Below are 22,830 nucleotides of genomic sequence, written 5' to 3' on the forward strand. Positions count from 1 at the left end.
ACATACAATAAAAAAGACGGCCATGGCCGTCTTTTTTATTAAGCTAAACGCTCAAACCGCCGTATCACGGCCCGCTTAGACTTCAGTTCATTACAGCTATTACAAAAGTAATCCACTGCGCCACAGGCTTTTAACTTTTCCAACTCGGCATCACATTTATCACAGTGCACTCGTTGTAAAAATTGATGATGACAAGCCCCACACAACCAATGGTCGTGTTCGTGCTGCAGTTCGCCGTCACATTCTGGGCAAGCAATTTCAATACTCATGGCTAACTCCAATTATTTCTTTTTGTACCGACTTACAGTTTGCATCTTTTTACGGCGACGTTCTTGCGCCAGAGTAAGTTTTGACTTCTTCTCTGAAAATGGGTTTTCGCCTTCTTTAAATTCTACGCGAATAGGTGTCCCCATAATCTCTAAAGCTTTACGGTAGTAATTCATCAAGTAGCGCTTATATGCGTCGGGCAACGAGTTTACCTGATTACCATGAACCACAATGCGCGGAGGATTGTAACCACCTGCGTGAGCATAACGTAATTTAACCCTACGACCGCGCACTAACGGCGGCTGGTGGTCGTCTTGAGCCATTTGCATGATACGTGTCAACATCGAAGTAGAAACGCGCTTAGTGGCGCTACTGTATGCCTCTTGAACGCTTTCGTACAAGTGACCAACACCAGTACCGTGCAAAGCAGAGATGAAATGAACACGTGCAAAATCAATAAAGCCTAAACGGCGATCTAATTCTGTTTTAATACGCTCTTTATGGTCGTTGTCTAAACCATCCCATTTGTTCACTGCAAGAACTAAAGCACGCCCAGCATTAAGTACAAAACCTAACAAGCTTAAGTCTTGATCAGAGATACCGTCTTTAGCATCAATCACCAACATAACGACGTTAGCATCTTCAATGGCTTTAAGCGTTTTAATTACTGAGAACTTCTCAACAACTTCTGTCACTTTGCCACGTTTACGTACTCCCGCCGTATCAATCAAAATGTAGTCTTGATCTTCACGCTGCATCGGTATGTAAATACTATCACGTGTGGTACCCGGCATGTCGTAAACAACAACCCGGTCTTCACCTAAAATCCTGTTTGTTAGCGTAGATTTCCCCACGTTCGGGCGACCCACAATCGCTAACTTAATCGGCAAATCAGCAAACTTCTGAGCGAGCTCATCCAGTTCAGATTCACTCATCTCGCGAGTCTCATCTAAGCTAGGCTCTAATTCATCAGATTGTAGCTCTGCCTGCTCGGTAACAAACGGGCGTAAAGCTTCTTCGAGTAGCATGTTCACGCCGCGGCCATGAGCCGCTGCAATGTGGTGAACCTCACCAAGGGCTAAAGCGTAGAACTCGCCACAAGCTGCATCAGCATCAATACCATCAGTTTTATTGGCCACCAAGAAAATTTTCTTTTCTTGCTTGCGTAGATGATGCGCAATCGCTTCATCCGCAACTGTCATGCCCGAACGAGCATCAACCAAAAATAACACGGCATCAGCTTCTTCAATGGCTTGCAAAGATTGCTGTGCCATCATCGCATCGATACCTTCTTCATCACCATCGATACCACCGGTATCAATAACAATGAATTCTTGCTCGGCTACTTTAGCTTGTCCGTACTTGCGGTCGCGAGTAAGTCCAGGAAAGTCGGCTACTAGCGCATCCCTGCTGCGTGTAAGGCGATTAAATAATGTAGATTTGCCAACGTTTGGGCGTCCCACTAAGGCAACAACAGGAAGCATAAGGGCCTCATTTTTTAGAATACATGACATGACAAAGGCTCATGATCAACTAATCATGAGCCTTTTGTACACAATTATAACAACTTAACTGCGATCTAGCGCAATTAGCTTACCATTTCGTGTTTGAACGATAATTTTGTCGGAGGTTACCACAGGCGCAACATATAAGCCGCTTTTATCTACTAACATTTTGCTAGTAAATTCACCGGTTTCTCGGTTTATCCAATATAAGTAACCTTCGCTGTCGCCAACGATGATTTGATTACCGTCTATCGCTGGTGCGGTAACAATGCGGTAAGACAGTGCACCTTGGGTCCACTGTTCAACACCATTATTGCGCTCAATGCTATAAACATTGTCGCTCACATCGGTAACAAACAAGCTTAAGCCCGCAGTTGCTAAGTTTTGGTAGGCTGAGTAACTACGCCTCCATTGCTCTTCACCACTGCGTAAATTTACCGACACAAGATTGCCGTTGTAAGCTACAGCATATAGCTGCGAGCCAACTAACACCGGTCGACTATCTACATCGACAATGCGGTCAATTTCAGTAGAGCCTTTAGGCTGAGCAAGCTTGCTTTCAAATAATAACTGGCCACTTTCTAACAAGTACAAACCAATTTTACCGTCGCTACGGCCTAAAATGATTGCGCCATTAGAAATAACCGCTGGCGCTTTACTTCGTAATGACAACGAAGGTTGGTCAATTTTAATGTCCCACTTTTGCTCACCACTGTGCGCATCGAGAGCCACTAAATGACCATTACTGGTCATCACCACTACCACACTATCTTCTACAGCAGGTTTTGCTAGTACTTCGCCAGACACGGCGGCTTGCCAAACAATGTCGCCTGTTTCAGCATCTAAGGCAAATACATCAGCATTTTCAGTACCAAGATAAATACGTTTGTAAGCTGCGGTTAAACCGCCAGAAATACGCGCATTAGGCGTGTTACCTGAGAAGCGATTGTTACTTTCAACTTTGGAAAGGTTTTGTTGCCATAGGCGTTTACCATTTAAGTCAAAAGCACGGATCTCGCCAAAACGGGAGGCAGCAAATACGGAATCGTAAGCCACCACCGGGGACAAGGCCGAAAAGTATTTCTCTACACCATCGCCTACTCGAGTTTCCCACTGCTTAGCCACCGTAAACTGGTTGCTAAACTCTGGCACGGGTGCCATTTGCACAACATCTTCTTCAGAGTTGAACAAAGAACAAGCTGACAAACCAACAAGTAAACAAGCTAAGCTAACACTACGCCAAGCTCTAACCATTAGCGGCCTCAACTTCAGTTAGGTCGTTCAATTTAAGGTTTACGCTAGGGTCTTGCTCTGCGGCACCAGCAGCAACTGCTGCTTGGTATGCTTGACGAGCCATTGCGTTTTCACCTTGTTGAAGGTAAATATCACCTTTAATAATTTCAACGGTCGCCACTAAAGCCGGCTCACTGACCAACTCTAAACTTGCTAGCGCGTCATCAAATGCAGCTTGTTGAGCCTGTACACGTGCTAACCGTGTATAAACCATACCTTTCAGCTCTTCAGGTGCACCATCTAAAGCCAACTGAAGTTGTGTTTGGGCTTGCGCAAAATCTTCTTTAGCTACTAACTCTTTAGCTAACAGCAAAGAAGCAAACACTGAATAATTCTTGTCGCCTTGATTAGCAGCGACATAATTAACTAAAGGAGTGAGTTCTTCTGAATTAAGCGCTAATTGAGTAACAGCTTGCTCGTAGGCATCTGAAGCAGCTTCTTGCTGACTAACCTGATACTCACCAAAATAACGCCAGCCAAATACTGCTGCTAAACCTAATACAGAACCGCCGATCACTGATGTTCCATTCTTTTTCCACCAATCTTTGATGGCTTGAACTTGCTGTTCCTCAGTAGAATAAATGTCCACTGTCTCTCCTTAACTAAACTAATACGGTATTAAGCAAAGCAACTAACTCAGATTGAGCGATGCACTGCTGTTGAATATCTTTACGCAGGTACTTAACGGTAACCTGCTGATTGGCCAACTCATCATCGCCGATGATTAGCGCTACTTTCGCGCCTGATTTATCAGCACGCTTAAATTGTTTCTTAAAGTTACCACCGCCACAGTGGCTCATCACCCGCACAGAGGGTAACGCATCTCGCAATTGTTCAGCTAATGAAAATGCTGCTCCAAGTGTCCCTTCTCCAGCATTGATCACATAAACATCGGCGCCTGTCGGTAAATCACCCAATAGTTCCAGCGTTTCCAGCAGTAATACTAAACGCTCCATACCCATGGCAAAACCAACAGCAGGAGTGGCTTTACCACCTAGTTGCTCAACTAAGCCATCGTATCGACCGCCAGCACACACCGTACCTTGTGAACCCAGGCTGCTTGTTACCCATTCAAATACGGTGCGGTTGTAATAATCTAAACCTCGTACTAAACGAGGATTTATTGTGTACTCGATACCCGCGTTATCAAGCAAAGAACGTAATTTATCAAAGTGCTCTACGCTTTCTTGATCGAGGTACTCATTTAAACTCGGTGCATCAGCTAATGCCGCCTGAACCTCTGGGTTCTTGCTGTCTAATACACGTAGAGGGTTATCGTACATGCGACGTTTAGCATCTTCATCCAGCGCGTCTTTATGCAATTCTAGATAAGCGATTAAAGCATCACGGTAGTTAGCGCGCGCTTCGTTAGAGCCTAAACTGTTTAGCTCCAGTGTAACGTGCTTTTCTAAGCCAAAGGCTTTCCAAAAACGCGCCGACAACATAATCACTTCAGCATCAATATCAGCGCTTGCAATACCAAACGACTCGATACCTACTTGATGAAACTGACGATAGCGGCCTTTCTGCGGTCGCTCATGCCGAAACATTGGTCCCATATACCAAAGGCGTTGCTCTTGGTTATACAGTAAACCTGCTTGATTACCTGCACGTACACAACTTGCTGTACCTTCTGGGCGCAGGGTTAAGCTGTCGCCATTGCGGTCGTCAAAAGTGTACATTTCTTTTTCAACGATATCGGTTACTTCACCGATAGAGCGCTTAAACAAATCTGTACTTTCAACAATTGGCATTCTAATTTCGTTGTAACCGTAAGCGGCAACCACTTCACGGATAACTGATTCTACCTTTTGCCAAGCAGGTGTATCACTTGGAAGGCAATCATTCATGCCACGTATTGCTTGTATTTGTTTAGCCACATTAATCTCGAATAAAACAGGTCAATAACTATTAAAGGCCCTCGATTATAGGGCCTTTAACCATAGAGGTAAATTATTTGCGGTTGCGCGATTAGCTAATGTTTTTAACAGCGATGCGCGAGCGTATTTTTGCTTCTAGCGCATCCACTAAATCGTCGTTATCAAAACGCTCTTTTTGACGCACGCCATCTTGGTAGTAACCGCTTTTTTTATTGCCGCCAGTAATGCCTAAATCGGAGATAAGCGCTTCGCCTGGCCCATTAACTACACAACCAATGATAGACACATCCATTGGCTCTACAATGTCTTCCAAGCGCTGCTCTAGGGCATTAACAGTGGCAATTACATCAAACTCTTGGCGTGAACAGCTTGGGCAAGCAATAAAATTAATTCCGCGAGCACGTATTCGTAACGATTTAAGAATATCAAAACCGACTTTAATTTCTTCAACGGGATCAGCTGCCAGCGATACACGCAATGTATCACCAATGCCTTGCGACAATAACATGCCCAAGCCCACTGCCGACTTAACCGAACCACTGCGCAAGCCGCCAGCTTCGGTAATGCCGAGATGTAAAGGTTGGTCAATTCGCGAAGCCAAACCTTGATAAGCACCAACCGCCAAGAACACATCTGATGCTTTAACGCTTACTTTAAATTGATCAAAATTAAGGCGGTCAAGAATATCAACATGGCGCATGGCAGATTCAACCAAGGCGTCTGGCGTAGGTTCGCCATATTTTTCTTGAAGATCTTTTTCTAAAGAACCGCCATTTACACCAATACGAATCGGAATATTACGGTCTTTAGCGGCATCGACCACTGAGCGGATCCGTTGTTCATTGCCAATGTTACCTGGGTTTATACGTAAACAATCAGCGCCGTATTCAGCCACTTTAAGGGCAATACGATAATCAAAGTGAATATCTGCAATCACCGGAATAGACACTTGCTGCTTTATCTTTCTAAAGGCTTCTGCAGCATCCATAGTGGGTACCGATACGCGAACAATATCACCGCCCACTGCAGCAATACGGTTTATTTGCTCAACCGTAGCAGCTACGTCGTCGGTACGGGTATTGGTCATAGACTGCACAGTAATAGGCGCGCCTCCGCCTACAGGTACATTACCCACCATAATCTGAGTTGATTTACGGCGTTTAATTGGAGTTGGCTGGTTCATCATACTCGAAAGGTCTTAGTTGTTAGGTATTGTCATTCGCACCACTTTACCGCCTTTAAATGACGATAAATCGATGTTCTCTTGTCCGTATTTCACACTAACGCCAGCATTTGTGCCTAACACAATGCTGTAAGGTGCTGGACCACTCACTGACAGGCTTTGGCCTGCCTTTTTAATATCTGCAACTAGGCGTTTGCCATCGGCGTCGCGCACTTCCACCCAGCATTCATTGTCAAAACTCATGGTAAGCGCGGTAAAGTTAGCGGCCGGTGTTTGCTGTGTTTCTTCCGCCGCAGACTGCACTTGATTGACTGGCTCAACAACAGTGTTAAGTTCAGCAGGTTGTGATTCAGCCTGATCGGTATCGTTAACTGGAGTGTTCACAGACTTAGCTTGCTCTGGTGATGCTTCAGCTTGAGTTTCTACTTCAACAGGCTCTGTGACTTGCTCAACGCTCGCCGACTCTTCAGATACCGTCTCACTGTGCAGAGGTTCTAAGAAATTTTCTGATTGGGGCTCTAGTGCATCTTGGTTTTCAAGAGTCGGGGCAATCGGATCTATTATCGGGCTGTCACTGGTTTCAACCACAGACGGCTCTGGCGAATCAAACAAGCTTTGTTGATTCTTTTCTTGCCACCACCACATGACCAATAACACAACGATGCCAAAAGCCACTAAATAAGTGAACTTCATTAATCGGCTATCGTGAGTTTCTTGCTTGATACGCCCCGAAAAGCTTTGCATTTCAGTGCGTTGCTCTTGAGCATCATGTAGGTGGGTATAACTAGATAATACTAAATCTTCTGATACATTCAGCAAACGTGCATACGCTCGCAAGTAGCCTTTCACAAAGGTGGTAGACAGCCCACTATCAAAACTATCGGCTTCAATGTCTACAATTACCTGCAAACGTAACTTTAAGCGCTCGGCTACTTGGCCTTGGCTCAACTTAGCGGCCACCCTCGCCTCTTGTAGCATTTGGCCAGGGCTAACAACTTCAATGTCTTCGCTTAGCTCAGCTGGCTCAATTTCGGCTTTAATAGTCATTAGCTATATATCGTTTAGTCTGTTCAGATTTAGGAAATTGCTGTTGAAGCGTTAATCCCCAGCGCGCTTCTTCTGCGAAGTTATCAGCAGCGCTTTCTAGGCGAACCCAAGCAAAGGCACTCTCAGCAGTTGTTTGAGCCATACTATCATACCGTTGTAGATATAAGCGGGCTTGCTCGGGTTTATTTTTTTGCAGGTAAATCTCGCTCGCACCAAGCAATGATGCAGGACGACGAATATTGTAAGCTAGTGCACTGGTGAAGTATTTTAGTGCTTTGTCTAAATCGCCGGCATTAAGCGCACATAAACCAGCATTTTCATTTGTACCCGCCACTTGCACATATTCTGGATTAGCGAGTGCTTGTTTGAATAGCGATTCAGCTTCATCGTATTTCTTTTGCTGACACAACATAGCGCCGTAGTTATTTAATACGTCGCCATTTCTTGGTTCAATCGATTTTGCGCGCTTATAGGCGTCAAGCGCTCGGTCGGGTTGACGAACCCGCTGATAAAAGTGAGCTTGGGCAATATACACATCGACCAAATTAGGGGAAAGCTCTTGAGCTAACTCAAGATTACGTTTAGCTTGCTCGGCATCGCCAGCTTCAAGGTAACGGAGTGCAAGGCTAATGCGGGTTTTTGCCGCTGCATTTTTATCAAGTTGATTATTTTTATTCTTTACTTCTTGGCCATCAACGCGAGTTTCAGTGACACAGCCGGTCACTAAAAACACCGCCAAAAACAAGTACAACCAGCGTTTCATATCCATCCTACGATAAGGTTAGTTATTGAATTGTGACTGAAATTTCTTGCTGTTGCATCCGTTTTCTCATTGTTCTTTTGGTTCTGTCGACAACGTCACCCGCTAACTGCCCACAAGCGGCGTCAATATCGTCCCCGCGAGTTTTACGCACTACCACAGTAGAGCCATACTCCATCAACACTTTACTGAAGCGATCCACTCGGCTGTTGCTTGGTTTGGTGAATGGAGACCCTGGGTATGGATTAAACGGAATCAAATTAATCTTACACGGCGTATCGCGCAACACTTCGGCGAGTTCGTGCGCTTGCTCCATTGAATCGTTAACGCCATTTAGCAACACGTATTCAACCGTTACCTTGCCACGGTTGGCATTAGACTTATCAATGTAACGCTTAACGCCGGCTAGAAATGCTTCAATGTTGTATTTATCATTGATCGGCATAATTTCGCTACGAAGTTTATCGTTAGAAGCATGTAATGAAATCGCCAAGGCTACATCTATCTGGTCACCTAGTTTATCTAAGGCAGGTACTACACCAGAGGTACTAACAGTAACGCGACGTTTACTTAAGCCGTAACCATTATCATCCAGCATCAGCTCTAGAGCAGGTACCAGGTTACTCAGGTTTAGCAGAGGTTCACCCATGCCCATCATAACCACGTTAGTAATAGGTCGCTTACCTTCAACACCCTTATGACCAATTACCTGCGCTGCGCGCCATACTTGGCCAATAATGTCAGACACTTTTAGGTTACGGTTAAAGCCTTGTTGTCCAGTAGAACAAAAAGTACATTCCAAGGCACAACCTACTTGTGAAGATACACACAAAGTTGCTCGGTCACCCTCTGGGATATAAACCGTTTCAATTTCTTGCCCCGCCACCAACATAGCCCACTTAATGGTGCCATCGGCACTGCGTTGTTCAGTGCTAATTTCTGGCGCTTTTACTTCGGCCTGTTTTTTAAGCTTCTCGCGCAGCGCTTTATTGATATTGTTCATCTGATCGAAGTCGTCTACGCCAAAGTGATAGATCCACTTCATTACTTGATCGGCGCGGAAAGGTTTTTCCCCGATCTCTGCGAAAAACTTACGTAATCCGTCTCGGTTCAAATCAAGTAAATTTGTTTTATTTTCACTCATCGCTTAACTCCACGACTGACCATTTAAAAAAAGCGCCGAATTGTACAAATTATGACAACAGAAAGCCAGTTAATCTCGGCACTCAGCGTAAATAGCTAACTATTAATCAATCACCTTTTATCCGCTTATTAAAAAAGGGGCCTAAGCCCCTTTTATTATCTTGGACAAATTTCATTGTCTTCAAAGAAATAGGCTATTTCTCGAGACGCAGACTCCGGTGAATCAGAGCCATGGGTGCCATTTGGCGGCATAGCCGTTCCAAAATCGTGACGTAAGGTACCTGCTGCCGCTTCTGTTGGATTAGTCGCACCCAGTAAATCACGGTAACGTTGCACGGCATTCTCGCCTTCAAGTACTTGAACCATGATTGGACCCGAGGTCATGAACTCAATCAAAGGTGCATAAAATGGTTTGCCGTCATGCTCCGCGTAAAACCCTGCGGCTTGTTCTTGCGACAAATGCAACATTTTAGCTGCTACCAAGCGTAAACCCGCAGACTCCATGCGAGCGTATATCGCACCAATCGCATCTTTAGCCACTACATCAGGTTTAAGTATAGAAAAAGTACGTTCTAACGCCATTTACTAGCTCCATTGTAAAATTAGTTATACCAGTCAATTGGTAACCTTTAAGAATGATAAAGTAGCTCTACTCGCTTAACAACCGTGAAATGGTACGAATACCGTGACCTTTTGCACCCGTTGCCCACAGTGCGTTACCCGATTTTTGGTAAGAACCCGACAAATCAAAGTGCAGCCAGTTTTGTTCTGCATTTTCAACAAAGTGAGCTAAGAAAGCTGCCGCAGTAGAAGCACCAGCCATGCCTTCACCAGAGGATATATTTGCTATATCTGCAAATGAAGAGCCAATTTGGCCTTTATGAAATGGCTCCAATGGCAATGCCCACGCTTTTTCGTTTTCAGCCTTAGCAGCTTGTAGAGCTTGATGAACTAAGTCATCATCAAAACCAAACACCGCATTGTAGTCACGGCCTAAAGCCATTTTTGCCGCGCCAGTTAGCGTTGCAGCATCAATGATTTTTCCAGGTTTTAATTCACTCGCGGCGATTAAGCCATCGGCTAACACTAAACGTCCTTCAGCATCAGTGTTTAGTACTTCTACCGTTACGCCGTTTTTGTAGGTGATAACATCACCCAGTTTGTAAGCATCACCTGATACCATGTTCTCAGCGCAGCATAAAAACAGTTTCACGCGCTTGTTTAAGCCGTTTGCAATAGCCAATCCTAAGCCGCCAGTCACGGTTGCAGCTCCGCCCATGTCGCTTTTCATAATCGACATGCCATCAGATGGTTTAATGCTGTAGCCACCAGAGTCAAACGTGATGCCCTTACCTACCAGCGCAATAGCTACAGGCTCATCTGGGTTTCCTGAAGGGTTATAATCAAGCTGTAACATGGCAGGCGCTTGGCTACTGCCTTTACCTACTTGATAGGTACCAACCCATCCTTCTGATAACAAATCCTCGCCAGAAATGATGTTATGAGATACGTACTCTGGTGCTAGCTCAGTTAAAAACTTAGCTGCGGATTCACATAATGTTTGAGGATAGATAGCCGCAGGGCCAAGGTTAATCGTTTTACGGGTCCAGTCTGCAGCTGCTTTTAGCGCATTAAACTTAGCCAGGTCAGCATCACTTAGTACAACTATCTCTAGCTGATTATCTTGCTTGGCATTGTAATAACCTTGGTAAAAAGCCCAACAGGCTTCTACGTCCCAACTGTCGCCAATAAAAGAAAGGTGTTTTAAACCTTGGGCATCCAGTTTACGGGCAGCTTTTTGAATATCTTGCAGGCGAGAAGCGCCTTGAGAGGTAACATGAACGTTTACTTGGTTGGCTTCAAAACTTATCAGCGCGTTATCGCCCCAGTGGGCTGCAGCTGGTTTTGCACATAATACGAGATCCATTACGGCGGTCATCAATACTTCCTCATTTGACTAATTGACAACAAGCCACCGGAATTTAGTCTAGTTCATCCATCCAGGCTAAAATAATTGCTTCCAAAATGCGCTCGTTGCTATGCTGGGGCTCGTCTTCAAAATCGTCCAACTGACAAACCCATTGGTGTAAATCGGTAAACCGAACTTGTTTCGGATCCTGCTCAGGAAATTGCTCGGCCAGTTCTATCGCTATTTGCTCTACATCTATCCAACGCAACCCCATTAGCAAGATTCCTTAATGTTGTTCAGACACCATATTAATCGTGTATTTTGGAATTTCTACTACTAAATCTTCATCGGCAACTAAAGCCTGACAACCTAAACGTGACTCAGGCTCTAAACCCCACGCCTTATCTAGCATGTCATCTTCCAGTTCGTCACTTTCTTCTAAAGAATCAAACCCTTCGCGAACAATTACATGACATGTAGTACAGGCGCACGACTTTTCACAAGCATGTTCAATGTCTATACCTTGGCGCAATGCAATATCAAGTACGCTTTCGCCTTCTTTGGCTTCTACAACAGACCCTTCTGGACATAAGTCTTCATTGGGTAAGAAAATCACTTTAGGCATCTTAAATCCTATCCACTTGCTGGCCTGTTAAAGCCTGTTTAATTGAATCATCCATTCGCCTTGCAGCAAAATCTTGGCTGATACTATCTAATTGTTTAATGGCTTGCTCAATCGCAGGTACGCTATCTTCGGTAGCTACAAGCGCTAACGCGTCTACCGCCAGTTTAATTTGCTGACGCTCGGCTGCATCCAATAATCGCTCACCACTTTCCGCTAACGCTGCGCTCATATCTTCTATAAAGCGAGCCGCTTCAACTTGTTGTTCTCGCAACATACGCATCGTAACATCGTGCTTTGCGTTAGTGATTGAATCTTTCAGCATACGCGCCACTTCTGCATCTTCTAAGCCATAGGAAGGCTTAACTTCAACAGAGGATTGTACACCCGTTGATTTTTCCATAGCAGTTACCGATAACAAACCATCGGCATCTACCTGAAAAGTCACTCTAATATGCGCTGCACCAGCAGCTAAAGGCGGAATACCTTTAAGGGCAAACTTGGCGAGAGAGCGGCAATCATCTACTAATTCACGCTCACCCTGCACAGCGTGAATAGCCATGGCCGTTTGACCATCTTTAAAGGTGGTAAATTCTTGAGCACGCGCCACAGGGATAGTGGTGTTTCGAGGAATCACTTTTTCCACCAAACCGCCCATGGTCTCAATGCCCAAAGATAGTGGTGTTACATCCAGTAGCAACAGTTCACCGTCTTTTTTATTGCCTACTAGGGTATCTGCTTGAATAGCCGCACCAATAGCCACCACCTGGTCTGGGTCAATATTCGTTAATGGCGGTTTAGCAAAAAAGTTGGCAACATCGCTACGTACTTTAGGTACCCGCGTAGAGCCCCCCACCATTACTACATTGTTAACGTCTTCGAGCTCAACCTCGGCATCGCGTAATGCTCTACGGCAAGCGCGAATAGTACGTTTAACTAAACCTTCTATTAACTCGTCAAACAATTCACGACTAATAGAACCCTGCCAATGAATTCCATCAATATCTAATTCGATATCAGATTGTGAGTGTTCCGATAGGTTTACTTTTACTTGGTTAGCAATGCGCGACAATTCACGTTGTAACTTGGCTGAACGCTGGCCAGTGATCTTTGCTTGCTCAGCAATCCACTCAACCAAAGCGTCATCAAAATCATCACCACCTAGTGCAGAATCGCCGCCAGTAGCGAGTACTTGAAACACCCCTTTTGATAAACGCAAAATAGAGATATCAAAGGTTCCGCCACCTAAATCATAAATAGCAATAACGCCTTCATCACCACTGTCCAAGCCATAAGCAATAGCCGCTGCAGTAGGTTCATTCAGCAGGCGAAGTACATGTAAACCGGCTAATTGGGCTGCGTCTTTGGTACCTTGGCGCTGAGCGTCGTCAAAGTAAGCTGGAACGGTAATTACCACACCATCAGGCTCGCCTTGTAAAGATTCGGTAGCTCGCTTAGCCAAGCTTTTGAGAATTTCTGCAGATACTTGAATAGGATTAACGACACCACTTACCGTTTTGATTTGAGGTGAGCTAGCCTCAGTAAAATTATAAGGTAATCCGCTAAGGTCGATATCAGAAATATTTTTACCTAATAAACGCTTAACTGAGGTAATCGTGTTATTGGGATCGGTCACAGCGTGGGCTTTAGCTGACTGACCAACATCAACGCCTTGCGCATGATATCGAACGACTGACGGTAACAGAATGCCGCCGTCATGATCAGCTAAAGTAACAGATTTACCACTACGAACCGTAGCAACCAGAGAATTAGTCGTACCTAAATCGATACCTACTGCGAGTTTATGTTGATGAGGAACAGCCGATTGCCCAGGCTCTGCAATTTGTAGTAATGCCATATAGATTAGTAATCTAAAATCTTCTCTTCGAGTTGGAGCAACTGCTGTTGCAAACGTGCATAGAATTTGAGCTTACGAACCTGGTCCGCAGCAAAAGTAAAATTTTGCTCATTGTAGGCTTTTTCAAAGCTAGAGCTCAAGTCACTTCGTTGCTGCTTAAGTAGTTTGGAAAAATCCTCAAGAGCTTGCTCAGGATCAGCAGCATTTTCGATTTCTGCTAGCTGTTCTCTAAGCTCCATTTGCGCCATCAAAAACTCAATGTCGTTAATGGTTTGTTGCTCTCCACCAAGCTCTATGTCTTGCAGACTTAACAAATATTGGGCGCGTGAAAGGGGATCTTTCAAGGTTTGATAAGCATCATTAATTTGCGCGGCTTTTTGCATCACTTGAGCTTGATTCTCAGAGGCATCAGCAGCGAAATTATCAGGATGGTATTTCTGTTGTAGCTCTCTATAACAATCAGCTAAACCTTGCAGGTCTAGCTGATATGAAGGGCGTAGAGAGAATAATTCAAAATGATTCATAGCGTGTTCCATTTAAACGCTAAAACTCTCTCCGCAACCACACTCGCCGGATACATTCGGATTGTTAAATACAAAACCTTCATTCAGGCCCTCTTTAACAAAGTCCAGCTCAGTACCGTCGATGTACAACAAGCTTTTTTCATCTACGATGACATTAACACCGTGGCTTTCAAAAACTTGGTCGTCATCAGCGAGTTGGTCAACAAACTCCAAAATATAAGCCATACCCGAACAGCCTGAGGTTTTTATACCTAAGCGAACCCCAGCGCCTGCGCCGCGGTTATTCAAGAACTGGCCAACATGGGTTGCCGCTGATTCGGTTAGTGATACAGCCATAACGGATCCTTAAAGCTCTAAGCGTTTTTCTTTTTGTAATCTGCAATTGCTGCTTTAATGGCGTCTTCGGCCAAAATTGAGCAGTGAATTTTAACGGGTGGTAAAGCTAGTTCTTCAGCAATATCAGTGTTTTTTAACGACTGCGCTTCATCTAAGCTTTTGCCTTTTACCCATTCGGTAACCAATGAGCTAGACGCGATAGCTGAACCACATCCGTAAGTTTTAAAGCGAGCATCTTCAATAATACCGCTATCGCTTACTTTAAGTTGTAACTTCATTACGTCACCACAAGCTGGTGCGCCAACCATACCAGTACCAATGTGACTGTCTTCTTTATCTTCAAACGCACCTACGTTACGTGGGTTTTCGTAGTGGTCGATTACTTTTTCGCTATAAGCCATGATATCTCTCCAAATCCGTTAATTATAATACTTAGTGGTGAGCCCACTCGACCTGACTTAGGTCCACTCCGTCTTTAAACATGTCCCACAATGGAGACATCTCGCGGAGGCGGCCAATTCCTTCGTTAATCACTTTAATTGCGTAATCAATTTCTTCTACTGTAGTGAAACGGCCAAACGAGAAGCGAATTGAACTATGCGCTAGCTCGTCATCTAAACCTAAGGCTCGTAGCACATAAGAAGGCTCTAAGCTGGCAGAAGTACACGCAGACCCTGACGATACAGCAAGATCTTTAAGTGCCATGATCAATGACTCACCTTCTACGTAAGCAAAACTGACATTTAGGTTGCCTACTACACGTTGCTCAAAGTCGCCGTTAACGTAAGTTTCTTCGATATCTTTAATGCCAGCCCAAAAGCGGTCACGTAACGCGTGGATATGTTCGTTGTCTTTCGCCATATCTTGCTTAGCAATGGCAAACGCTTCACCCATGCCCACGATTTGGTGAGTTGGTAAAGTACCTGAACGCATACCACGTTCGTGGCCGCCACCATGCATTTGTGCTTCTAAGCGAATACGTGGTTTACGTTGCACGTACAACGCGCCAATGCCTTTAGGGCCGTAAACCTTGTGCGCTGAAAACGACATCATATCTACTGGCAAGGCTTGTAAATCAATTTCAATTTTACCGGCACTTTGCGCCGCATCTACATGGAATAAAATTTTGCGTGAACGGCAAAGCTCACCAATTGCGTTAAGATCTTGAATCACGCCAATTTCGTTATTAACGTGCATAATGCTTACTAGCACCGTATCTTCACGTAAGGCTTCGCTTAGTTTCTCTAAGCTAATTACGCCGTTACTTTCTGGGTCTAGGTAAGTGACTTCATAACCTTCACGCTCTAACTGGCGGCAAGTATCAAGTACTGCTTTATGCTCAGTTTTACAGGTAATAATATGTTTACCGCGTTTGTTGTAAAAGTGTGCAGCACCTTTAATTGCAAGGTTGTTTGATTCTGTGGCACCAGAAGTAAACACAATTTCGCGCGGGTCGGCATTTACCAACTCGGCAATTTGGTTACGAGCGATATCTACCGCTTCTTCTGCTTGCCAGCCGAAACGGTGTGAACGTGAAGCCGGGTTACCGTAGATACCGTCTACGCTAAGGTACTGCATCATCTTCTCAGCAACGCGTGGATCTACAGGGGTAGTTGCTGAGTAATCAAGATAAATTGGCAATTTCATTAAAGTTCTCCGTTACTACTCGGTGAAAGCGAGCGTCATAAACTAATTTGTATCGTGTTGGTATCAACATGCTGAAGCTGGTCTTGGTTATGAGCAACATTTACAATTTGTCGCTCGCGCATCAAGCCGCCTAAGCTAATATTATCGAGGAAGTCAGCGATACGCTCGCTCAAGTCATTCCATAACGAGTGGGTCAAGCAAGGTTTACCACCTTGGCAATCTGCTGAGCCATGACAACGCGTGGCGTCAATAGACTCATCAACTGCGTGAATCACCATACCCACTGCAATATCGTCGGCATCCATACCTAGTCGGTAACCGCCACCAGGGCCACGTACACTAGTGACTAAGCCATGTTTACGTAATTTTGAAAAAAGTTGCTCTAGGTAAGACAACGAGATACCTTGTCTTTCAGAAATATCAGCTAGAGAAACCGGCCCTTCTTCCATATGAAGAGCAACATCTAACATTGCTGTAACCGCGTAGCGTCCCTTAGAAGTTAAGCGCATATCCAACCCATTTATCGCGTGAACTTGGTCACAATCTTTCCATATCCGACTAATTTAGTCAAGTATAAAACCTAGTAAATTAGTCAGGTTTATTTTTCTGGTTTAGAGATGTGTTTGTCATATGCAGTGAGTATCCCACGCATCACGTTAAGCTCTTGTTTTTCCATGCGAATACGGTTGAACATTCGGCGAACCTTTTCCATCACTTTACCTGGGTGAGGTTTAATGATGAAGCCGCTATCGGCAATACTCTGCTCAAAATGCTGATAGAAACGCTCTAGATCATCAGCATGCGGGTAGTCTTCAACGGGGCTTTCAGGGTGGACGTTTTGTAGATCCAAAAAAGCCATTCTAGCTTCGTAGCTTAATAGCTGAACCGCCATAGCGAGGTTAAGCGAACTGTACTCTGGATTGGCTGGCACACAGACATGGAAGTGGCATTGCTGTAACTCGGTATTGTTCAAGCCACTATTCTCTCGACCAAATACAATGGCGACTTTGGCCTCTTGGGCTTCGCTAGCCAGTTTTACGCCAGCTTCACGTCCATCAAGCATTGGCCAATCTAATGTACGTGAGCGAGCACTAGCACCGATCACTAATTGACAATCAGCTACAGCTTCAGACAACTCATTTACAATAGTGGTTCCGCCTAGTACATCGGAGGCGCCTGCCGATAACGCTACCGACTTACCGTCTATTTCAGCTTCTGGAGCAACCAAACATAAATCAGTGATGCCCATGGTTTTCATGGCGCGTGCTGCCGAACCAATGTTGCCACTATGGCTGGTGCCAACTAAAACCACTCGAACATTTTCCAACATTAGTATTACTTCACCCTAAATTTAATGCGCAGGATTGTAACATAGCCCTAGTGTTAGTCGCTAGATTGGAAAAAGTTTAAATCTGTTGTCTATAATAAATTGTGTTTGCGCACACTATTCACTATAATCCGGCGGTTATTTTTTATGTTCTTTCTACAAATTGGTGGTAATTCATGCATGCTATGCTAAACATAGCGGTTCGCGCTGCGCGAAACGCAGGTAAAGTTGTAACTCAAGCTTATGAGCAATTAGACAAAGTTGACGCGACGCCAAAGGGCGCTAACGACTATCTAGTAAACGTTGTTGCGGCTTCTGAAAAAAGCATCGTCGACACCATACGTAACGCTTTCCCTGAGCACTCTTTCGTGACAGAGAAAAATGGTTTGAGCAAAGGCACGGATGACGAATATCAATGGGTTATTAACCCACTGGATGGAGCCACCAATTTCATTAAAGGTATTCCCCACTTTGCTATATCTATTGCCTTACGCGTTCGAGGAAAAACCGAACACGGCGTAGTGTACGATCCTTTGCGTAATGAGCTATTTGCTTCTTCTCGCGGAAAAAGTGCTCAGCTAGACGGTTACCGTTTACGTGTAAATAAAACCAAAGATTTAGAAGGCACCTTAATCGCCACGGGTTTCCCATACCGCCGCAAGCATTACACCGAAAGCTACTTAGCTATGTTTGGTGCTGTTTTTGCTGAGTGTAGCGACATTCGCCGTAGCGGAAGCCCAGCATTAGATTTAGCTTATGTTGCTGCTGGCCGTCACGACGGTTTCTTTGAATTAAACCTCAAGCCATGGGAAGTAGCCGCAGGTGAACTACTGGCTCGCGAAGCCGGTGCTATTGTTGCAGATATCGCGGGTAATACTGACTTCTACCAAACGGGTAATGTTGTTTGTGCTAACCCTAAAGTACTCAAGCACATGCTTGCCACATTCCGCCCTCACTTAACCGACGCTTTAAAAGGTTAAGCGAAAAAACCAATACTGAAAATAAAGCGGGCAATGCCCGCTTTATTTTTATCTGCAATGCCTCTACCTTATATACAAAGTATAAATTTAAGGTAACGGTATGAAATTCCTCTTTTCTTTATTGTTTTTTGTCAGCGGTATTGCCCATGCGGCGAACCTTACCGAGTCACAGTTAAACAGTTGGTTTAGTGCCAGCAAACAGCTAGTACCCGTCATTGAACAAATAGAACAAGAAAATACTTTCCAAGATATTAATAACCCGAGTCAGTTTGCTGATGAAATGGCGAGTCAATTAAGCCGCAGTAGTAAAAGTGATGAAGTGACAGCGATACTAGCTAAACATGATTTAAACATTGAAAGCTGGGCACAAACTACTGAGCAAGTGGTATTTGCTGCCATGGCTGCTAGCGCTGAAGACAATATGGCGCAACTTGAGCAATACAAAACCATGAAACAAGAGCTGCTAGATAATCCCGAACTAAGTGCTGAGCAGAAGCAACAAATGCTACAAATGTTTGAGGTTAGCGATCAGTGGATTAATCAGTTAGAAGCTGTTCCACAAAGCGATATAGACTTGGTTAAACCTCACCTTGATAAATTTAACCAAGAATTGGGCTGGGACTTAGACGACTAACTAGCTCCCAAATCAAAACTATCGGAACCTAACTCGGCGCGCTCTAGTTGCAGCTCAAGAAAAGCGATGCGTTTAGCAAACTCGCCTAACAAAGCATCTTTTATCTCTAACAGTTGCAACACTGGAGTAGGTTCGCGCCACTCTGGATAATCGTTTTTATCTTCAGCGTGTTGATAGGCTAAATCAGCTTGAGCTTTATCTAAGAAATAGTGAGTGTTCTCAGCTATATCGAAAGAGTGGACAGTTAAGTGACTAAGCTCGTTCATTTTATGCCCCTTCTAAAGGATAGTTAGCGTCTTTCCAGCCTCGAATGCCACCATCCATAGAGGTAACATTGGTATACCCCATCTTCACTAAGTTATCTGCGCTTAATGCAGAGCGAAAGCCACCACCACAATAAATCACAATCATACTATCCAGATTTGGGATCAATGTTTCAACGTCACGTTCCAACACCCCACGTCCCATGTATTGGGCACCAGGAATGCGGCTCTTTTGCCATTCGTCTTGCTCGCGATTATCAATCAGTTTGAACTCGAGACCTTGCGCTAGCCATTGCTGCACTTGGTGAACATCACATTCCTTAATACGCTTTCGGCAATCGTCTACTAAGGCTAAAAAGCGGGGGTTATGGGCCATGTTATCTTCTCCTTAAGAACAAAAAACCCGCCGAAGCGGGTTTGGATATTTACATGATTGGGTCTTGGTCGGCGCCTTCTTTCTCTTCCAACTCTTTGGGCATAAAGTCTTCTTTCTTAATACCTAAATAGAGCGCTAGCGTACTAGCAACATATATAGAAGAGTGAGTACCAATAAACACACCAAACAACAATGCTGTTGCAAAGTTATGGATAAGTTCGCCACCTAATAGGAAGAGCGAAATCAATACCATAATGGTAGTTAATGACGTCACAATAGTTCGGTTAAAGGTTTGAGTTAACGATACATCGATAATCTCTTCCGGGTCGCCCTTACGTAACTTACGGAAGTTTTCCCTAATCCTATCGGATACAACAATGGTATCGTTCAAGGAGTAACCCACTACCGTCAACAAGGCGGCGATTACCGTTAGGTCAAACTCTAACTGTAACAACGAGAACAAGCCCAATGTTGCGATAACATCGTGTGCCAAGGCTAATACAGCACCTAATGCCATACGCCACTCAAAGCGCATTGCAACGTAAAGTAAAATACAACCTAACGCGGCAATAATGGCTAAACCACCCTGCTCTGCTAGCTCTTTACCTACCGTAGGCCCTACGTATTCGATACGGCGCATTTCAACGTCGGCATCTACTTCAGAGCGCAGCAAACCCATAATGCTATCGCCAAGGTGTTCGCTATCAACACCTTCGCGCGGCATCATACGCAGCAATACTTGGGTTTGTGACCCAAAGTACTGAGCAACAATATCTGGGTAGCTATTGTTGTTCATTACGTCACGGACTTCAGTAAGATCAGCAGGTTGCGAGAACTCTACTTCAATTAAGGTACCGCCAGTAAAGTCTAAGCCCCAGTTGATTTTGTTAATCGCTAAACTTGCTACAGAGGCAATCATTAGCAATACAGTAAACCAAATAAATGGTTTTCGGTGCGACATAAAACGCACAGTGTCTTTAGGTTTAAACAAATAAAACACGTCGTCGCTCCTAGATAGACAATTTGTCTATTTTCTTACCGCCCCAAACCAAGTTAACCACCACACGGGTGCCAACAATAGCGGTAAACATCGAAGTGGCAATACCAATAGCTAGCGTTACCGCAAAGCCTTTTACAGCACCCGTACCAATCGCAAACAAGATAAGCGCGGTAATAAAGGTGGTGATGTTAGCATCAGAAATAGTTGAAAGCGCGTTGCTATAACCGTGGTGAATAGCCTGCTGAGGACTGCGTCCATCTTTTAGCTCTTCACGAATACGTTCAAAAATAAGCACGTTGGCATCAACCGCCATACCTACGGTAAGAACAATACCCGCCATACCCGGTAAGGTGAGTGTTGCGCCTGGTATCATCGACATAAAGCCAATAATTACCCCTACGTTCGCCACTAAGGCTAAGTCGGCCACTAGACCAAATTTACGGTAGTACAAAGGCATAAATACAAGCAGCGCCAACAAGCCCATTACAATGGCCATAAAGCCTTTGTCGATGTTGTCTTGACCCAAGCTTGGACCTACGGTGCGTTCTTCAACAATTTGAATCGGTGCAATCAAGGCACCAGCACGTAATAGCAAGGCTAAGTTTTGCGCTTCTGAAGGCGAATCAATACCGGTAATACGGAAGCTTCGACCTAAACGAGACTGAATAGTCGCAACGTTAATCACTTCTTCTTGGCGCTGTAATATTGATTTACCTTCGGCATCTTTCTCACCGGTAGGTTTGTATTCAATAAACAGAGTAGCCATAGATTGGCCAACATTGTCTTTAGTAAAGCCAGCCATTTTACTGCCACCTTGGCTATCAAGGCTGATATTTACTTGTGGGCGACTGTATTCATCAAAACCAGATTGAGCACCAACAATATGGTCACCGGTTAAAATGACTTGATTGCGTAATACTACTGGCGAACCGTCTACACGCTTAGCTAACTGAGAACCAGGAGGCACACGACCAGCCGCGGCATCACGTAAATCGGCGTCAGTATTTACCATTCTAAATTCAAGCGTAGCGGTAGCACCTAAAATCTCTTTGGCGCGCGCAGTGTCTTGAACACCTGGCAACTGAACAACAATACGTTCTGAACCTTGACGCTGCACTTGTGGCTCAGCAACACCTAACTCATTTACCCGGTTACGGATAATGGTAATGTTTTGCTGAAGTGCGTAATCACGAGTTTCTTTTAGTTTAGCTTCTGTCATTTTAGCGCTTAGACGGAATTGGTCGCCTTGGCTAGCATCACTAAACTGGTACTCGTTATATTTACGGTCTAAGAAACTAATCGCTTTATCAAGGGTTGCTTCATCACGAAAACGAACCACTACCGCGTCACCTTGCGCGCGAACCCCTGCATAACGCAGTTTTTCTTCGCGTAAGTCACTACGAAAATCTTGAATCATGCCTTCTTGCGCTTTGCTTATCGCAGCGTCCATATCCACTTCCATTAAGAAGTGAACACCACCACGTAAGTCCAAGCCCAACTTTAGTGGGGCCGCGCCAATGGCATCTAACCAACCCGGTGTAGCGGGGGCAAGGTTTAAGGCAACAATGTAATCATCACCTAACAAATCATGTAATAAGCTCTTTACTTTAAGTTGGTCGGCATCGTTACGTAAGCGTACTAACGCCAATCCATCTTCAAAGCCAACCGAGCGAAAGTCGATAGATTGTGCTGTTAGGTGGTTGCGAATATTATCTAGTTGGGCAAGCTCTACTTGAGCGCCCCGAGTGCCAGAAACTTGTACGGCAGGATCCTCACCGTATAAGTTTGGCATGGCGTAAAGAAAACCGATGGCAATCAAAGCGACCACCATCACATTCTTCCACCAAGGGTATCTGTTTAACAAAATCTTATCCCTAGTGACCGAGTTACAACTACAGAGACTTCAACGTGCCCTTTGGCAAAACCGCTGAAACAAAGTCCTTTTTAAGTGTAACTGTTGTGTCATCACTTAGGCTTAACTGGAAGTAGTCGTTTTCTTCAGAAATCTTAATGATTTTACCGACTAAACCACCCGTTGTTAGCACTTCGTCACCTTTCGATAACGAGGTCATCAAGTTTTTATGCTCTTTTACACGCTTAGATTGTGGGCGGTAAATCATGAAGTAGAAAATCACCGCAAAGATGACCATCATGAAAATCAGTTCCATGCCGCCGCCAGCTGATGATGCTGCGCCGCCTTCGGCGAATGCTGGAGAAATAAATAGGCTCATTGTTACCCTCACTAAAAAATTAAAAAACTTAAGATTAAAATACAA

Annotated in this window: 27 protein-coding genes; 2 read left to right on the forward strand and 25 right to left on the reverse strand. The window is 44.5% G+C overall.

The window, feature by feature from the left end:
• Positions 1–38: 38 nt before the first annotated feature.
• From Q4592_RS15925 to trmJ, 20 genes are all read right to left on the reverse strand, one after another.
• Entirely contained in the window at positions 39–269 is a 231-nt protein-coding gene (locus Q4592_RS15925; protein WP_137672820.1) for a zinc ribbon domain-containing protein, read from the reverse strand.
• Between the two features lie 12 nt (positions 270–281).
• Positions 282–1,751 carry a ribosome biogenesis GTPase Der gene (gene der / locus Q4592_RS15930; RefSeq protein WP_137672819.1) on the reverse strand — a complete coding sequence of 490 codons (1,470 nt, stop codon included), beginning with the start codon at positions 1,749–1,751 and terminating at the stop codon, positions 282–284.
• A gap of 84 nt (positions 1,752–1,835) precedes the next feature.
• Positions 1,836–3,026, reverse strand: a complete 1,191-nt coding sequence (bamB, locus tag Q4592_RS15935) for an outer membrane protein assembly factor BamB (RefSeq protein WP_303514921.1) — start codon at positions 3,024–3,026, stop codon at positions 1,836–1,838.
• Complete coding sequence (locus Q4592_RS15940) at positions 3,019–3,654, reverse strand: tetratricopeptide repeat protein (RefSeq protein WP_303514923.1); 636 nt, start codon at positions 3,652–3,654, stop codon at positions 3,019–3,021. The genes bamB and Q4592_RS15940 overlap by 8 nt, the downstream gene beginning before the upstream one ends.
• Positions 3,655–3,667: 13 nt before the next feature.
• Positions 3,668–4,945 carry a histidine--tRNA ligase gene (gene hisS / locus Q4592_RS15945; protein WP_303514926.1) on the reverse strand — a complete coding sequence of 426 codons (1,278 nt, stop codon included), beginning with the start codon at positions 4,943–4,945 and terminating at the stop codon, positions 3,668–3,670.
• Between the two features lie 91 nt (positions 4,946–5,036).
• Positions 5,037–6,128 carry a flavodoxin-dependent (E)-4-hydroxy-3-methylbut-2-enyl-diphosphate synthase gene (gene ispG, locus Q4592_RS15950; RefSeq protein ID WP_137672885.1) on the reverse strand — a complete coding sequence of 364 codons (1,092 nt, stop codon included), beginning with the start codon at positions 6,126–6,128 and terminating at the stop codon, positions 5,037–5,039.
• Between the two features lie 15 nt (positions 6,129–6,143).
• Complete coding sequence (gene rodZ, locus Q4592_RS15955; RefSeq protein WP_303514928.1) at positions 6,144–7,175, reverse strand: cytoskeleton protein RodZ; 1,032 nt, start codon at positions 7,173–7,175, stop codon at positions 6,144–6,146.
• On the reverse strand, positions 7,165–7,938 hold the full coding sequence (gene pilW / locus Q4592_RS15960) for a type IV pilus biogenesis/stability protein PilW (RefSeq protein ID WP_303514929.1): 774 nt from the start codon (positions 7,936–7,938) through the stop codon (positions 7,165–7,167). The genes rodZ and pilW overlap by 11 nt, the downstream gene beginning before the upstream one ends.
• A 22-nt stretch (positions 7,939–7,960) precedes the next feature.
• Positions 7,961–9,079, reverse strand: coding sequence for a bifunctional tRNA (adenosine(37)-C2)-methyltransferase TrmG/ribosomal RNA large subunit methyltransferase RlmN (locus Q4592_RS15965; RefSeq protein WP_137672813.1), 1,119 nt, complete (start codon positions 9,077–9,079; stop codon positions 7,961–7,963).
• Between the two features lie 155 nt (positions 9,080–9,234).
• The gene (gene ndk, locus Q4592_RS15970; protein WP_303514932.1) at positions 9,235–9,660 is read right to left on the reverse strand and encodes a nucleoside-diphosphate kinase; all 426 of its coding nucleotides are present in this window, start codon (positions 9,658–9,660) and stop codon (positions 9,235–9,237) included.
• A gap of 67 nt (positions 9,661–9,727) precedes the next feature.
• The gene (pepB, locus tag Q4592_RS15975) at positions 9,728–11,017 is read right to left on the reverse strand and encodes an aminopeptidase PepB (protein WP_303514935.1); all 1,290 of its coding nucleotides are present in this window, start codon (positions 11,015–11,017) and stop codon (positions 9,728–9,730) included.
• Positions 11,018–11,060: 43 nt separating this feature from the next.
• Positions 11,061–11,261 carry a Fe-S cluster assembly protein IscX gene (gene iscX / locus Q4592_RS15980; protein ID WP_137672810.1) on the reverse strand — a complete coding sequence of 67 codons (201 nt, stop codon included), beginning with the start codon at positions 11,259–11,261 and terminating at the stop codon, positions 11,061–11,063.
• Positions 11,262–11,273: 12 nt separating this feature from the next.
• A complete protein-coding gene (fdx, locus tag Q4592_RS15985; RefSeq protein ID WP_303514939.1) occupies positions 11,274–11,612 on the reverse strand; it encodes an ISC system 2Fe-2S type ferredoxin in 339 nt (112 codons plus the stop codon).
• A gap of 1 nt (position 11,613) precedes the next feature.
• Positions 11,614–13,467 (reverse strand): Fe-S protein assembly chaperone HscA, encoded by a 1,854-nt coding sequence (hscA, locus tag Q4592_RS15990; RefSeq protein ID WP_303514941.1) that lies wholly within the window; start codon positions 13,465–13,467, stop codon positions 11,614–11,616.
• Positions 13,468–13,472: 5 nt separating this feature from the next.
• Positions 13,473–13,991, reverse strand: a complete 519-nt coding sequence (hscB, locus tag Q4592_RS15995) for a co-chaperone HscB (protein ID WP_137672807.1) — start codon at positions 13,989–13,991, stop codon at positions 13,473–13,475.
• Positions 13,992–14,003: 12 nt separating this feature from the next.
• The gene (gene iscA / locus Q4592_RS16000) at positions 14,004–14,327 is read right to left on the reverse strand and encodes an iron-sulfur cluster assembly protein IscA (RefSeq protein ID WP_137672806.1); all 324 of its coding nucleotides are present in this window, start codon (positions 14,325–14,327) and stop codon (positions 14,004–14,006) included.
• Between the two features lie 17 nt (positions 14,328–14,344).
• Positions 14,345–14,728, reverse strand: a complete 384-nt coding sequence (gene iscU / locus Q4592_RS16005) for a Fe-S cluster assembly scaffold IscU (protein ID WP_137672805.1) — start codon at positions 14,726–14,728, stop codon at positions 14,345–14,347.
• Between the two features lie 31 nt (positions 14,729–14,759).
• Entirely contained in the window at positions 14,760–15,974 is a 1,215-nt protein-coding gene (locus Q4592_RS16010; RefSeq protein WP_137672804.1) for an IscS subfamily cysteine desulfurase, read from the reverse strand.
• 35 nt (positions 15,975–16,009) lie between these two features.
• A complete protein-coding gene (gene iscR, locus Q4592_RS16015; RefSeq protein ID WP_137672803.1) occupies positions 16,010–16,483 on the reverse strand; it encodes a Fe-S cluster assembly transcriptional regulator IscR in 474 nt (157 codons plus the stop codon).
• An 89-nt stretch (positions 16,484–16,572) separates the two neighbouring features.
• Positions 16,573–17,304 carry a tRNA (cytosine(32)/uridine(32)-2'-O)-methyltransferase TrmJ gene (gene trmJ / locus Q4592_RS16020; RefSeq protein WP_303514946.1) on the reverse strand — a complete coding sequence of 244 codons (732 nt, stop codon included), beginning with the start codon at positions 17,302–17,304 and terminating at the stop codon, positions 16,573–16,575.
• A 173-nt stretch (positions 17,305–17,477) separates the two neighbouring features.
• On the opposite strand from trmJ, the gene suhB reads away from it, so the two are divergent.
• Both suhB and Q4592_RS16030 read left to right on the forward strand, forming a co-directional pair.
• On the forward strand, positions 17,478–18,281 hold the full coding sequence (gene suhB / locus Q4592_RS16025) for an inositol-1-monophosphatase (RefSeq protein WP_137672801.1): 804 nt from the start codon (positions 17,478–17,480) through the stop codon (positions 18,279–18,281).
• Positions 18,282–18,381: 100 nt separating this feature from the next.
• Positions 18,382–18,915, forward strand: a complete 534-nt coding sequence (locus tag Q4592_RS16030) for a hypothetical protein (RefSeq protein ID WP_303514948.1) — start codon at positions 18,382–18,384, stop codon at positions 18,913–18,915.
• Here the strand turns inward: Q4592_RS16030 and Q4592_RS16035 are convergent.
• Genes Q4592_RS16035 through yajC form a run of 5 tightly spaced genes read right to left on the reverse strand, consistent with a single transcriptional unit; the run spans position 18,912 to position 22,785 of the window.
• The gene (locus Q4592_RS16035) at positions 18,912–19,181 is read right to left on the reverse strand and encodes a hypothetical protein (RefSeq protein ID WP_303514951.1); all 270 of its coding nucleotides are present in this window, start codon (positions 19,179–19,181) and stop codon (positions 18,912–18,914) included. The genes Q4592_RS16030 and Q4592_RS16035 overlap by 4 nt on opposite strands.
• Before the next feature lies 1 nt (position 19,182).
• Positions 19,183–19,554, reverse strand: coding sequence for a rhodanese-like domain-containing protein (locus tag Q4592_RS16040; protein WP_303514953.1), 372 nt, complete (start codon positions 19,552–19,554; stop codon positions 19,183–19,185).
• A 49-nt stretch (positions 19,555–19,603) separates the two neighbouring features.
• Complete coding sequence (secF, locus tag Q4592_RS16045) at positions 19,604–20,515, reverse strand: protein translocase subunit SecF (protein ID WP_303515093.1); 912 nt, start codon at positions 20,513–20,515, stop codon at positions 19,604–19,606.
• A 49-nt stretch (positions 20,516–20,564) separates the two neighbouring features.
• Entirely contained in the window at positions 20,565–22,418 is a 1,854-nt protein-coding gene (gene secD / locus Q4592_RS16050; protein WP_137672796.1) for a protein translocase subunit SecD, read from the reverse strand.
• A gap of 28 nt (positions 22,419–22,446) precedes the next feature.
• On the reverse strand, positions 22,447–22,785 hold the full coding sequence (yajC, locus tag Q4592_RS16055; RefSeq protein WP_137672795.1) for a preprotein translocase subunit YajC: 339 nt from the start codon (positions 22,783–22,785) through the stop codon (positions 22,447–22,449).
• Positions 22,786–22,830: the final 45 nt, after the last annotated feature.

Origin of the sequence: Agarivorans sp. 1_MG-2023 (assembly GCF_030548385.1) — a bacterium.
In the GTDB taxonomy this organism is placed as follows: domain Bacteria; phylum Pseudomonadota; class Gammaproteobacteria; order Enterobacterales; family Celerinatantimonadaceae; genus Agarivorans.